This window comes from Dongia sp. P2_B8, from assembly GCF_056404715.1.
The window spans coordinates 221,739-235,806 of record NZ_JBFUDM010000001.1 but is presented as its reverse complement, the minus strand read 5'-3'; the positions used below and the strand labels follow the sequence as shown (position 1 = coordinate 235,806).

The window sequence follows — 14,068 nt, the reverse complement described above, 5'->3', positions numbered from 1 at the left end:
TTGAAATATATCGCATTAATTCGGCAACACTCACCATCAACGCGGCGTGGTCGAGCGCGGTGGCCAAGGACCCGTCGTTACATGATTGAGGCTGGGAATACCTGTGGCATTTTTGTAAAGAGCAGGTGAAAAGTAAGGGATAAGGTGGAACATTGCGCAAACTCTTGCACTGCAGCATTGACGATTCCGCAGCTGCGGCGTTTACTAATCAATGAGCAGATCGTTAATAAATGCGTCCCGCACAGAAAAGAGCCGCTCGGCGTATCGGAGCCTTCTTCGCGCCGACCCGCCGATTGAACGACATGGAGTGCGAAAATGGATGTCCATAGCCTCGATGACCGCGACAATCCCGGTGGGCGTGAGATCAATTTGTATTTAGACGCCTATGCCGACATGCCGATCTATCGCGGCGCGGCGCGGGGACGCTCCTTTGCGCATGGAACCGAGACCGACGCCGAGGACGAGCAGAAGCCATTCGACCCGGAAGGTCTGGAAGCCGATCCACCCGCCATCAGCTATGTCGTGCGGGAGGCAACGCCCCTCTTTGCCAGCCTCGGCGGAAATGTCGCCAATGCCTCGCCAATAGTCGACGAACGACCGGCACATCCCTGCTACCACAACACCAATCTTTTGGTCGTTCTGGACCTCGGCGTGCTGCGCTCGACAGATCCCGACCGGCGCGGTGACGTCTTGAACGCGCGGCTCAAGACCGCGCAAGCAGCGCTCGCCAATCTGCTGAATGCCTACAGCATGTTTGGCGTTTCTCGCGTCGCCATTTGCGCGTTTGCGGGCGGCGCGGCACTGCATTTTCCTTGGGGCCAACTCTCCGCAGCGCTAGCCTCGCTGGAGTCTCTTCAGGTCCATGACGTCTTCAACGGCGCCAATGCGATCGAAATGGCAGCGCACGCCTGGCATGCGGAAGGCCGCCTGCCGGACAGCGCCCACAACGTCGCCTACTTTTTGTCAGAAGGACATTCAAACACCAGCGACGGAATTGGAGAACATTTGGCTGATGAAGAAAAGGCCCAATGGCATAATTTTCTCCACGGCGCTGCCACCTTCGATCGCGTCTTTGCCATTGGCCTCAATCATCGCCCGACTTCGCTGTAGCCAGGAACAAAAACGTGGCGACGCGGTTTCCCACCAATCTCATGCCGATCATGGCCAGCGCGATGCCTGTCGAATTGGCGAGCTGGTCCCACACGGACGCTTCTCTACCGCCGATAATGCCCTGCAAGACCTCAATGGTCGCGCCGAGACAAAATAGAAAGAAGACCATTGTCCACCGCATACGCGTGCTTGTGAAGATGACGTAGCCGAGGCATGTCAGTGAAAAATAGGCAGAGGCATGAATCATCTTGTCGATGACATGCCCAGACGGCGGTGCCAGCTGCGGCGAAAGCGATCCCACAATGACCGAAACGATGGCCACACAAAAGACCACAAATAGAACGGCGCGCATTAACATGGCGCGTCAGTGGCGTTCATGGGCACTGTACTTCCTGTCCCATGCCACAGCTCCTGCAACAATTTCGTCAATCTTGCGGTATCGGGCACTCCAGCCCAGCTTCTCCGCTGATAATTCGGTTGCCGCGTATAGGGCGGCTGGATCGCCCAGGCGGCGCGACGCCTCGACCACGGGAACTTTTGTCCCCATGGAAGCCTCAACGGCATTCAGAACCGCCCGGACGGATACGGGCTGGCCGGTTCCGACATTGACGCAATGTCCACCCGTATGCTGATCCAAGAAACGCAGCGACGCCAGGTGAGCTGCCGCCAGATCGCTGACATGAATGTAGTCGCGCAAGCAGGTGCCATCGGGCGTGTCGTAATCGGTGCCGAAGACGCTGAGCGGCGACGATTGCAGGCGCGCAGCCCGGATCGCCAAAGGAATAAGATGCGATTCATGAACATGCGCTTCGCCGATGGCCAAGCTTTCGTCAGCTCCTGCGGCATTGAAATAGCGCAAAATGACGGCGCTCAACTTCCCCGCCTGCGCCATATCGAGGATTGCATTCTCGGCACCGAGCTTCGAGCGGCCATAGGTATTGATCGGCAATCGTGGCATGTCTTCACGGATCGGCAGCGCCGGCGGAACGCCATAGACCGCGCAGGTACTCGAAAAGACGATCTTCGTAATGCCTGTTTCGACCATCGCCTTCAGCAAAGACAGGGTCCCGGAGACGTTATTGTCGTAATACAGCCAGGGTTCTGCACTCGATTCCCCAACCAGCGACAGGGCGGCAAAATGCACGACCGCCTTGATCTCGTATTTCCGCATGACGCCTGCCACGAAAGCCGTATCGCGGATATCGCCCTTTTCAAACGGCCCCCATTGCACGGCCCACTCATGCCCCGTCACGAGGCTATCGAGGGTGACCGGAATCCATCCGGCTGCAGCAAGCGCCTTGCAGGTGTGGCTGCCGATATAGCCGGCGCCACCGGTTACGAGAATGTGCAAGCGACTACTCCTATCTCCAAGACAAACAAAAAATCACCGATGAGTTTGATGATGAACATGCGTTGCCCCGAGTTAAACAGATCGATTCACAAAGCACCAGACGTTCCATTCGATATTTTCAGAACGAACGGACTCGGCTCGATTGCAGGTGCTGCTCGTGAGTAAGGTTGGCAATGGTTATCGTCCTGACATCGATGGGCTTCGCGCACTCGCCGTCGTTCCTGTGGTCCTTTATCATCTGGGCTTTGGCTTGTTCCCCGGCGGTTATGTCGGCGTGGACGTGTTCTTTGTCATTTCCGGCTATCTCATCACAGGGATCATTCAGCGCGAAATCGATGCCGGGCAGTTTTCGATCATTACCTTTTACGAACGTCGCGCCAGGCGCATTCTGCCAGCATTGTTCGCAACACTCGCCGTCACGTCCATCGTCAGCACCTTCATTCTCATGCCGGACGAATTGCGGGACCTGGGCTATAGCCTCATCGGTGTCGTCACCTTCTGTTCCAATATCCTATTCTGGAAACAAACTGACTACTTCGCCGGTCCGGTAGAATTCAAGCCGCTCATTCACACATGGTCTCTCGCGGTCGAAGAGCAGTTCTACATTATCTTCCCGATTTTCCTCATGTTGATCGCCCGGTTCTACGGCCGCCGCTATGTGCGATCCACGTTGATATTGGCAATCATCTCGTTTGCTCTCAGTGTCATCGCCTTGGACTACGACCCCACCGGGAACTATTATCTTTTGCCAACGCGCGCCTGGGAACTCATGATTGGCTCCTTGCTCGCCTACCGCCGCGCGACACCGATGACAACGCCCTATATCCGTGAATGTGGTGCGGCCGTTGGGTTCGCATTGATAATCGGCTCTGCTCTCTTGCTCACAGAGCAGAGCCCATTCCCCGGCTACAATGCGCTATGGCCGTGCATTGGCGCCGCTCTTATCATAGCGACAGGCGAAGGTAGCCAGGCGCCGACCTTCGTTGCCCGCCTTCTTGGCAGCCTGCCGTTTCGCGGCGTCGGCCTCATTTCCTACTCCCTCTACCTTGTGCATTGGCCGCTCTTCGTCCTGGTGAAGTATCAGTTGCTGCGCGATCCGACCGTCATGGAGCAGGTATTGATGGCGATTGCAGCCTTCGCCCTCGCCTATCTGTCCTGGCGATTTGTCGAACAACCGTTTCGCAATCGCCAGGCCGTTTCACAAAAGGCGATTTTCGCCACGGCGTTATTCTTGGGCCTCGTCACGAGCGGTGCTGGCGCTGCCGCCTACAAGTTCGATGGATTTCCCGATCGATTCGGCTTGCCGCGTGTGGAAAAGGCAAGCGAGCAAGCCAACGCACCCGGCGCGCCGACATGTTTTCTCAAAGGCGATTGGCAGGTATGGTCGGGCGCCGAGTGCCTGCTTGCGAAGGGCAAGGGCGGCAACATCCTGTTTTGGGGAGACTCCCACGTAAATCATTATCGCGCTGTCATTCTGCGCGCCGACCCGCCGCTCGACGTCAATATATTGATGTATGCCTCCGCCGGCTGTTTGCCGATCTTCGACTATGGCCGGAGCGATCGTCCCTATTGCCGATCAAACAACGACCATGTCAGGGACATCATTCGCGACTACCACATCGATACGGTCATTCTTTCCGGATATTGGTGGCGCAGCTTGCGGAGCAACGACCTCACCGTGGCGGATGTCGCGAAGACGGTCGACAAGCTCAAGGCCCTTGGTGTCCAGGTGAAAATCGTCGGTGACAATCCCGACTTTCCATTCGCCAATCCCCAGTTTCTTGCCTACCGTCTCGGCCAGAACGGTGCGGCGGAGACCGCCTATTACATGCCAGTCAGGAATGACTTCTCGATCAATCCGCAATTGTCGAAGCTGGTACCTGCCGAAGATTTCTTCGATCCGATGACAGTGCTGTGCAAGGAGAAGGAATGCCTTGCTTATGATCACGGTCAGATTGTCATGGTCGACAATTCTCATCTCTCAGGCTATGGCAGCCGCATCGTGTTTGCGAAGATGCGACCGCTTTTTGTCGGCAATGCCCATTGACGTGCAATGGATCTGCCATGTGGTCGCCCCTTCAAAAGCTCAAATGACAATCTAGGCGCTAGCAGCCACCGCTAGGATACACGTGCCGGCATCAGTAGATACCGGACACGGGAGTCCGGCGGGAAAACGAGCAGGATGTTTCCAACCAGCAGCGGCAGCGCCAGGGCAAATACGAACTTGATCAACCCGGTTGTGTTCGCGGGCAGCAGCCAGAGCGGCACCGTGTGCAGAACGATGATTGGCGTCCCCATGCGAACGAAACCGGTGATCATACGTCCCACCATGGCCGGCAGCAGGCGCGCCAGCGGTTTCGACAGAATGATGGCGGAACACGAGATCAGGATCGCACCCGCGATGCTGAGCATGGGTGTGCCGAAATCGCCTGCCTTCAGCACCATGCGCTGGATCACATTCTCATAGATGAGCAACAGGCAGAGCCCCAAAGTGACCAGTGCCAGCGGCACCGGTATTGGCAGAGATGCCTCGATCTTGCGAAAGCCATGGCCGGCCGCAATGAAGACCAGGCAAACGAAGCCAACGCCTAGTGAGAGCGGCACTTTGCCGACATAGGGGAAGGCAAGGCTCGTTAGCAGTGCGAGAGCCAAGACACTGAAATAGACGATGCGCGGCTGGTTTCGGAGATAGCGATAGAGAACCGTCGAGAAGAAGATTGCCGTCAAAAACCAATAGGCTGTCAGCGGCGTCACGATCCGGTTGCCGCCCAGGACATAGTTGGCCAGCAGCTTGGCAAGCTCCAACGGCGTCTCACCTTCAATGACCTTGCCGACGAAGTTGGCGCTGCCAATGATGATCAGCCAGGAGACATAGGGGACGATGAGGATCCGGGCGCGATGCCGGACTTCCTCCTTCAGCGGCCGCTTGTCCGACCACAGGTAGCCTGCGATCACAAAAAAGACAGCAACATAGCCGACGATCGGCGAGTTCACCCAGACATGGCCGCAAACGACGATGAGCAGGCCGAGCATGCGAACGATATCAATGGCGACCGATCGGCTGGCCACCGCCGACGCGACGGACGTAGCGGCCTGGTCCCGGCCCACGGGGTTGGCGTGTTCGTTCGCATTCACCGGCGTGCCTCCAACTATATTCACGCTTCCCAAAACCGGGCGGCAGTCAGGTGGCGGGCTTTCCCACGCCCAAGCCAGTTGCAATCGCGCCGGCCAACAAGATTATCCCGAGAAATGCTGCGACGCACCCAAAATAACACCAGAATATTGCATTGCGTCATAAACACTTAACACCGCAGTAACGCGGCAGTTGCCGACTGTCTCACTATTTTTGAAGGGGATCGCGCCAGACCCGCCAAAGGTCAGCCGCATGGCCGTTCTTGACGACCGCATCAAGAGAATAGCGTTTCAAAAAATATCTTAATAATTTAACATAATCAAATACTTAACAAAACCCGAACCGCCGCGCCGTGCCCGCAACCCGGCGCCTGGACATCAGGCGCCGAAGCGCGGTTCCGGTACGCCCTTGATCCCCAGATCATGGATGGCGAACAAACTGCCGCGCAGCACGCCATCACCGGGAAAACGCGGTAGCGGCGGCTTGGCCATCGACGTGACAAAGAGAATATCCATATTCGGCCCACCGAAATTGACACTGGTCACCTTCTTCACCGGCATGTCGATCACGCGATCAACCTTGCCATCCGGTGTATAGCGCACAAGCTTGCCGTCGTAGACCTGGGCATTCCAAAGATAGCCTTCTGCATCTACCGTGGACCCGTCCGCCGCCCCGCCGCGGCTGGTATCAATCTTGGTGAAGGTACGGCGGTTGGAGACGCCGCCGGTATTGATATCGTAATCATAGGCCCAAATTTCGCCCGACCATGAATCGGCGAAATAGAAGATCTTGTCATCCGGGCTCCAGCACGGGCCGTTGGAGACGATGATTCCGCTATCGAGCTTGGTCACCTTGAAATCCGGGTCGAGCCGATAGAGCTCACCATTGGGTCCGGCCTCCATCGTGTCCATCGATCCGCAGATAAAGCGGCCGCGGCGATCGACCTTGCCATCGTTCAGACGGATCGCCGGATTGTTGCCGATCGGATTATAGATGAGCGTGCTGTCGCCGGTCTTGAAATCCAGCGTATAGAAGCCGTCCTGCAGCGCGCAGATGGCACCATTGCCATCCTTGCGCAACGCCATCGACCCGATCTTGCCCGGCACATCCCAGGCGCGAATCTCGCGACCATCGGCGGTGCAGCGAAAGACATTGGCACCGAAACTATCGATCCAATAGAGACGCTGCTGTTCGACATCCCAGAGTGGCCCTTCACCGAGGATCGTCTTCACGTCTACCAAAACGTCGATGCGCATCACCAATTCCCCTTTTTCTAACCTTTGAAGCGCGGCTCGGCGATACCACGCACGCCCAAGCCATGTACCGCAACCGTCATGCCCGCCTCGCGCTCACGCGGATAGTGGCCTTTGAACGGCCGTGCCATCGACGTCACGAAGGCAATGTCCAGATTGGGTCCGCCGAAGCTGATACTGGTGGACGAGAAGACCGGCAGGCCGACCAAACGATCGATCACACCGTCCGGGTTAAAGCGCACCAGCCGCCCGGCATAGACTTCGACACTCCAGACATAGCCTTCGGCATCGACCGTGGCGCCATCAGGAAAACCCTGGAGCTCCGCGAAACTCCCGAAGGCGCGCTTAGAGCGCACATCGCCGGTAGCGGTGTCGTAATCATAGGCAAAGATGGTGCGCGCATAGCTGTCGGCGAAATAGAGAATCTTACCGTCTGGGCTGAAGCACGGACCGTTCGAGCAGATGATTCCCGTATCGAGGAGACTGACCTTCAGATCCGGATCGAGCCGGAATAGCTTGCCCACCGGCTCGCTCTCGAAATAATCCATCGAGCCAGCGACGAAACGTCCCTGGCGGTCGACCTTGCCGTCATTGAGGCGCGGGCGCAATTCACCCGGCTGCGTCTCATTGATGCGGGTGACCTCGCCACTGTCGAAATCGAGGAAATGAAACCCGCTGCGCAAGGCGAGTACAGCGCCCCCCTGCTCGCGCAGCGCCATCGATCCAATCGGTTCCGGCACGGTCCAGCTGCGTCGATCACCGCCCTTGAGGTCGGCACGGTGCACCATGGGACCGTAGGAATCGATCCAATAGAGCCGCTCCTCCGTCACGTCCCACAGCGGTCCTTCGCCGAGAGATTCCTTGCGGTCGCTGAAGATCTCTATGCGCAGCATGGTGCACCTCCTAGAACTGCACCTTGTCGGCGCCTTTGAGGCTGAGTATTTCGCGCGCGTCATCTGGTGTCGCAATTTCCAAGCCGAGGCCTTCGATCAGCTTGCGCGCGGCTGTCACTTGTTCGGCGTTCGATATCGCCAGACGCCCCGGACCGGCCCACAGCGAATCTTCGAGACCCACGCGCACATTACCGCCCATCGCCACCGACATGGCTGCGACAGCCATTTGATTGCGCCCGGCGCCCAATACAGACCAATGATAATTGTCGCCGAACAGGCGATCGGCCGTGCGCTTCATATGGATGACGTCTTCCGGATGCGGGCCGATACCTCCCAGGATGCCGAACACCGTCTGTACGAACAGTGGCGGCTTCACCAAGCCACGCTCCAGGAAGTGATGAAGGTTGTAGAGATGCCCCACATCATAGCATTCGAATTCGAAGCGGATGCCCGTGTCATTGAGCGTATTCAAGGCATATTCGATATCCTTGAACGTGTTGCGGAAGATGAGGTCGCGCGAATTCTCCAGCGCTTCCCGCTCCCAATCATGCTTGAACTCCTTGAACCGGTTCAGCATCGGATAGAGGCCGAAATTCATCGAGCCCATGTTGAGGGAGGCGACTTCTGGCTGGAAGGTGACCGAGGGCATGATGCGCTCCTCGATCTTCATCCAGGGTGCGCCACCAGAGGTGAGGTTGACGACGCAATTCGAGCGCTGCTTGATCACTTTCAGGAATGGTTCGAACGCCTGCGGTGTCTGGTCCGGCCGTCCATCCTTCGGATTGCGCGCATGGAGATGGACGATGGCAGCACCCGCTTCCGCAGCACCTACCGCCGCATCCGCGATCTCCTCCGCCGTCACTGGCAGATAAGGCGACATGGAGGGTGTGTGAATGGCACCGGTGACGGCGCAGGTGATGATGACTTTGCGTTTCTTGGCCATGACTGATCTTCCCAATCCTTATGAACCGATTTCGCCCGCCGCCTTGCGCTTGTGCGCCGCCAGCGCCATCAGCCGCCGGTCACGCCAAGCCGTTCGCTTTTGCAGGTCGGATTCCGGCAATTGGGCGCGGCGCTCTTGTTCGACGGTACCTAGCACAGCTCCTGCCCAATCGACGCGGCGCTGCATGGACGGGAACAGGCGCTCATAGATTTGCTGGTAGCGCACGATGTAGTCCCGCACACCGCCCGGCGCATTGAGGTCAATGGTCTCGAACGGCCCCATGAACGACCAGCGCAAGGCCAGGCCTTCGCGAATGCCGATATCGACATCCTCGACCGAGGCATAACCATCAGCCACCAACCGGAAGGCTTCTTCGAGCAAGGCACCCTGCAGGCGATTCATCACAAACCCGTCGATCTCGCGCTTCATGACGATGGGTGCCTGGCCGGCTTCGGTCAACAAGTGCCGCGTGCGCTCCACCGTTTCGGGCGCAGTCCAGGGTGCCGGCACGATTTCTGCGGCCGGAATAAGGTAAGGCGGGTTGATCGGGTGTACGACGAGGCAGCGCCCGCGACCGGCCAATTCCGCGGTGAAATGTGACGGCAGCAGCGCCGACGTCGAGCTTGCCAGCACCGTCTCCGGTGCTGCCGCCGCATCCAGCTGTGCAAAGACTCGTTTCTTCGTCGCCAGATCCTCTGGCGTATTCTCCTGCACGTGGGCGGCACCTGACAGGGCCGCCGCCAATGTCGCCACCGGTTTCAATCGCTCGGCCACTTCTGCAACGGACTGGCCATCAAGCAAGCCTTCCGCCACCAACGGCGATAGAGCCTCGGCGGCAAAGGCCATCGCCTTTTCCGCGGCGCCAGGGAATTCGTCATAGATCCGCACCTCATGGCCAGCCCGGGCGAAGGTGATGGCCCAGGCCCGGCCGATCAATCCGGCACCGACGATCGCGATGACTGCCATCTCACTTTCTCCTAAAGCGTCTCGACATTGCCATCGACGCCAAGCGATTGGCCGGACAGATTCTCGCCCATCGGCGACAGCAGGAAGGTGACCATGCCAGCAACGTCATGCGGTGTCACCATGCGGCGCAGCGAGACCTTCTCCAGATATTTTTCTTCCATCTTGTCATAGGACAGCCCGACCTGCTCTGCACGAGCGCGGATGACAGCCTCCATCCGCGGCCCCTCGACGATACCGGGCAGGATCGCATTGACGCGGATATTGTGTGGCCCCAGTTCCTTGGCGAGGCTCTGGGTGAACCCGATCACGCCGAACTTCGCTGCGGCATAGGGGGTCCGGAAAGCATAGCCATGGCGGCCTGCCGCCGAGGACATGTTGACGATCGCACCGCCACCCGCCTGCTTCAGCATCGGGACCGCAAAATGGGTGCACAGGAACTGACCGGTGAGCCCTACATCAATGCATCGCCGCCAATCGGCGATGGCGATTTCTTCGACGCCACCCGTTGGGCCAGCGACGCCGGCATTGTTGATGAGGGCGTCAAGGCCACCGAGCACCGCTTGCGCTTCACTGAAGGCCCGCGCAACATCGTCATCGTTGGAGACATCCGCCAATACTGCGCCGTGATCTGGATGCTGTTTCTTGAAATCATCAAGGAGGTTTTGCGCAACATCGCAGATGAAAACGCGAGCGCCATGCAGGATCAGCATATCGGCAATGGCCCGACCGATACCCGACGCACCCGCTGAAATGAACACACGCAGGCCGGGCTTGATACCGTCGATGATCTTGCGACCGATGGGTGTCGCCATGAACCTCTCCTAACTGTCTCGTTCGCGCAGGGCCACGACCGCCGCCAGGACGACCAGGCCAAAAATAATGATACGGGTGGCATAAGGCAGCATGGTGCCCGCGAGCAGGGTCTGCAATGCCGTCAGCAGCAGGACACCGCCAACCATGCCGATATAGCTGCCGCGGCCACCGGTGATCAGCGTGCCGCCGACCACCACGACGGCGATCGAGGGCAGCAGATATTCGTCACCCATGCCGAGGCTGGCCTGGCCGGAAAAGCCGGTCAGCATGCAGCCCACCAGCGCCGAGCAGAAGCCGGAGAGCATATAGACCAGCAAGGTCGTGCGATTGACATTGATACCCGACAAAGCCGAGACACGCTCGCCGTTCCCCAGCGCATAGATCCGACGTCCGAAGGCGGTCCGCTTGTGCAGCACGACGGCAGCCACGACAAACAGCAAGATGAAGATCACGACCGGCGTCACGAATTCAGCCTTCGACGTCATGAACCAGCGCATCAAGGGTGCGGAGAAGCCGGCCGGCGTCCCTTGCGAATAGAGCAAGGCAATGCCCTGCAGGATGCCATTCATGGCCAGAGTCATCACGATCGGCGATATGCCCAGCATGGCGATACCAAAACCATTGACCAGGCCGATGAGGCAGCCGATCGCCAGCACCAGTGGCAGCGTATAGATCAGCGGCCCGTTCTGCCCGTTGACGATCCCGGCCAGCAGAATTCCGCACAGCGCGATGGTCCATGGCACGGAGAGATCGAGACCGCCAGTCAGGATCACGGTCCCCTGCCCCAAGGCCAGCACCAGCAGGAACGACGAAAGTACCAGCAGCGAATTGTAATACCCGCCATGGAACAGTGCGTTGCCCGTGACGAACTGCGTCATCAGCACGACGAGGACGAAGCAGACATAGGCCGGCAGCGCAAACCGGATCGTCTCGGCATGGCGCACGGCGAAGGGCGGCATGGTGGCCGCCGCTTTGGCGCTGCCGATGCCGGGCAACACCAGTCGTTGGGCTGGCCTCTGGCCCTGCCCTGGCAGCATGCCAAGGCGTCGCGCCTTGATGCGATTAAGAAGCGATCTCAAGCCCCGCGCAGCCGGTGCATTGCGGCCGAGGGCCCCCGCCATGACCGCCAAAATCAGGATGCAGCCTTCCGTGATGGTCGAGTAATAGGCCGACACATTGAGCACGAGGAGGATGTTGACCACGATCATCAGGATATAGGCACCAACGATCGACCCCACCGCCCCACCACGGCCACCGCCCAGCCGCGTGCCGCCGACAACGACCGCGCCGAATACCTGGAGGAGCATCGAATTGCCGACCAGCGGATCGCCTGCCCCCGTCTGTGCCGAGACGAACACGCCGGCAAAGCCATAACAGCCGCCAGCCAGCACGTAGACCATGAACTGCACCCAACGCACCGGAATGCCTTGTGCCCTCGCCGCATCCATGTCGCTGCCGATGGCATAGACCGAGGTGCCGAAGCGTGTGTTCTTCAGCCACAGCCACAGCAGGATGAGAATGCCCAGCACCACCACCGCCATGGGCAATAAGTTGGGGATCGCATCTTGCACCAATGCCTCGCTGAGGCCCGCCGGTACCATGCCACCCGGCTTGTCGAGTACCAACAGCGTGAGGCCTTGCGTGATGAACATGGTCGAGAGCGTGACGACGATCGGCTGCAGGCGGAAGAAGGCGACAAAAAAGCCGTTGAAGGCGCCGATCATCATGCCAACGCCAATGCCCGCCAGCGACCATAGGAAAATTCCCATCGGCGTGTCCGGCATGTTGGTGGCGAGCAGCACATTGACCAACGAGATGACCGCGCCGGCAGACAGATCGAATCCACCGGTCAGGATCACCAGCGTCTGCCCGGCCGCGGCGATGGCGAGTGTGGCCCCGCCGGTCGACATGAAGCTGAACTCAAAATAGCTCATCGGCCCTGGGCTCATCACATTGTTGATGAGCAGCAGCAAGGCAAAGACGATGAGCGCAATGATCAAGCCGCGGTAACGGCCAAGCCTGAATGAACCGGTGGCAGTAGATTTCATCACGCAGCTCGCACGGAAACGTCACTGCCGAGGGCGGCGCGGACGATATTGTCTTCAGTGAGGTCCGCCATGGCGATCTCGCGCACAATCTGCCCTTGATAGAGCACGATGGCGCGGTCCGCGAGATGCACCAGCTCCGGAATCTCTGTCGAATAAAGCAGGATGGCACCGCCCGCTTCGACATATTGGCGCATCAGGCGATAGAGCTCGTGCTTCGTCCCCACGTCGATCCCGCGGGTGGGATCGTAAAGCAGTAGCACGCGGCTCTCTGCCAGCAACCATTTGGCAATCGCAATCTTCTGCTGGTTGCCGCCAGAAAAAGCGCCGGCCCGCGTCCACAACGCCCGGTCGGCGATCTCCACACGCTGGAACACATCCGCCACCGCCAGCCTTTCAGCCGCTATATCGATGAGGCCGAAGCGTGAGAAGCGCTCGATCACGGGAATGGAGGCATTCTCGGTGCCGGACAATTTCAAGAACAGCGCTTCGGTCTTGCGATCCTCCGGTACCAGGCTGATGCCAATATCGGCACGTACCGCATCGGCTGGCGAGGCAATCACCACCGGCTTGCCATCGACATAGAGCTGGCCGTTGGCGATCTCCGCCATGCCGAAGCAGGAGACGAAAAGATCGAGCTGCCCCATGCCCTGCAGGCCGGCAACACCCAAGATCTCGCCGCGATGCAGGCTGAACGAGGCATCCACCAGCTTCCCGTCGGCGGCAAGATGCTCAGCCCGCAGCACTTCGGGGCCGGATTGATGGGTGCGGATGGGGCGTTCCGGAAAGGCCTGGCCGATCGACCGGCCGACGATCATGCGGATCACTTCCTCATCGTCGAACGCGGCCACCTCGCCGCTGGCAATATGCTGGCCATTCCGCAGGACCGAGAGGGAATCGCAGAAATCGCGCACTTCCTTCAGTCGGTGCGAAATGAAGATGATGGTGACACCCTTGGCCTTCTCGCGGGCGATGATCTCGCCCAGCCAATCGACATCGCGGCCGGTCAATGAAGAGGTCGGCTCATCCAGCAGCAGCAGCTTTGGTTTGCGGTAGATTGCGCGCGCGATCTCGATCTTCTGCTTGATGGCGAGGTCGAGATTGCAAACCTCTTCATGGAGATCGATATCCTGCAGGCCGAGGGCCGCAAAATGCGCCCTCACCTCATCTTCGGCGGCGCGGCGGCGGATCAGCCCCAGACCATTAACCGGCGCGTAAGGCATCAGCACGGATTCGAGCACGGTCAGATCACGCACCAGGGTCATTTCCTGGAACGCGGTCTGAATACCCAGCGCATGCGACGTGCGCGGTGATTTCAACGCGGCTTCGGTCCCGAAAATGCGGAACGAGCCGGTATCGGGCATCAACAACCCGCTCAGCAATTTGACGATGGTGGATTTGCCGGCGCCGTTTTCACCCAACAGGGCATGGACGCGGCCGGCCTGTACCTGGAACGACACATCATCGACGGCGATTGTCGCCCCGAAAGCCTTGCGGACATGGTCGGCTTCTATCGCCAGAACGGATTGCTCTGTCACGTGACGGGACCCTCAGATTGGAA

12 protein-coding genes are annotated in these 14,068 nt (G+C 59.1%); 2 read left to right on the top strand and 10 right to left on the bottom strand.

Annotated elements, in window-relative coordinates:
- The first annotated feature begins 315 nt into the window (after window positions 1-315).
- Window positions 316-1,110, top strand: a complete 795-nt coding sequence (locus AC1DWZ_RS01030; RefSeq protein WP_477167001.1) for a vWA domain-containing protein — start codon at window positions 316-318, stop codon at window positions 1,108-1,110.
- Here AC1DWZ_RS01030 and AC1DWZ_RS01025 read toward each other — a convergent pair.
- Together AC1DWZ_RS01025 and galE are read right to left on the bottom strand one after the other, a co-directional pair.
- The gene (locus tag AC1DWZ_RS01025; RefSeq protein ID WP_477167000.1) at window positions 1,085-1,462 is read right to left on the bottom strand and encodes a VanZ family protein; all 378 of its coding nucleotides are present in this window, start codon (window positions 1,460-1,462) and stop codon (window positions 1,085-1,087) included. The two genes, AC1DWZ_RS01030 and AC1DWZ_RS01025, sit on opposite strands and share 26 nt — an antisense overlap.
- Before the next feature lie 12 nt (window positions 1,463-1,474).
- Window positions 1,475-2,461: a UDP-glucose 4-epimerase GalE gene (gene galE / locus AC1DWZ_RS01020; protein WP_477166999.1), complete on the bottom strand. Its 987-nt coding sequence runs from the start codon at window positions 2,459-2,461 to the stop codon at window positions 1,475-1,477.
- A 157-nt stretch (window positions 2,462-2,618) separates the two neighbouring features.
- On the opposite strand from galE, the gene AC1DWZ_RS01015 reads away from it, so the two are divergent.
- On the top strand, window positions 2,619-4,508 hold the full coding sequence (locus AC1DWZ_RS01015; protein WP_477166998.1) for an acyltransferase family protein: 1,890 nt from the start codon (window positions 2,619-2,621) through the stop codon (window positions 4,506-4,508).
- A 71-nt stretch (window positions 4,509-4,579) separates the two neighbouring features.
- Here the strand turns inward: AC1DWZ_RS01015 and AC1DWZ_RS01010 are convergent, their stop codons facing one another.
- From AC1DWZ_RS01010 to AC1DWZ_RS00975, 8 genes are all read right to left on the bottom strand, one after another.
- Window positions 4,580-5,596: an acyltransferase family protein gene (locus AC1DWZ_RS01010; protein ID WP_477166997.1), complete on the bottom strand. Its 1,017-nt coding sequence runs from the start codon at window positions 5,594-5,596 to the stop codon at window positions 4,580-4,582.
- A 375-nt stretch (window positions 5,597-5,971) separates the two neighbouring features.
- Entirely contained in the window at window positions 5,972-6,850 is an 879-nt protein-coding gene (locus tag AC1DWZ_RS01005; RefSeq protein ID WP_477166996.1) for an SMP-30/gluconolactonase/LRE family protein, read from the bottom strand.
- 17 nt (window positions 6,851-6,867) lie between these two features.
- On the bottom strand, window positions 6,868-7,740 hold the full coding sequence (locus AC1DWZ_RS01000) for an SMP-30/gluconolactonase/LRE family protein (RefSeq protein WP_477166995.1): 873 nt from the start codon (window positions 7,738-7,740) through the stop codon (window positions 6,868-6,870).
- Window positions 7,741-7,750: 10 nt separating this feature from the next.
- The gene (gene kce / locus AC1DWZ_RS00995; protein WP_477166994.1) at window positions 7,751-8,683 is read right to left on the bottom strand and encodes a 3,5-dioxohexanoate:acetyl-CoA acetone transferase; all 933 of its coding nucleotides are present in this window, start codon (window positions 8,681-8,683) and stop codon (window positions 7,751-7,753) included.
- 18 nt (window positions 8,684-8,701) lie between these two features.
- A complete protein-coding gene (locus AC1DWZ_RS00990) occupies window positions 8,702-9,649 on the bottom strand; it encodes a 3-hydroxyacyl-CoA dehydrogenase (protein ID WP_477166993.1) in 948 nt (315 codons plus the stop codon).
- Window positions 9,650-9,660: 11 nt separating this feature from the next.
- Window positions 9,661-10,461, bottom strand: coding sequence for an SDR family oxidoreductase (locus tag AC1DWZ_RS00985; protein ID WP_477166992.1), 801 nt, complete (start codon window positions 10,459-10,461; stop codon window positions 9,661-9,663).
- 9 nt (window positions 10,462-10,470) lie between these two features.
- The gene (locus AC1DWZ_RS00980; protein WP_477166991.1) at window positions 10,471-12,510 is read right to left on the bottom strand and encodes an ABC transporter permease; all 2,040 of its coding nucleotides are present in this window, start codon (window positions 12,508-12,510) and stop codon (window positions 10,471-10,473) included.
- Window positions 12,510-14,045 (bottom strand): sugar ABC transporter ATP-binding protein, encoded by a 1,536-nt coding sequence (locus AC1DWZ_RS00975; RefSeq protein ID WP_477166990.1) that lies wholly within the window; start codon window positions 14,043-14,045, stop codon window positions 12,510-12,512. The genes AC1DWZ_RS00980 and AC1DWZ_RS00975 overlap by 1 nt, the downstream gene beginning before the upstream one ends.
- Window positions 14,046-14,068 lie beyond the last annotated feature (23 nt).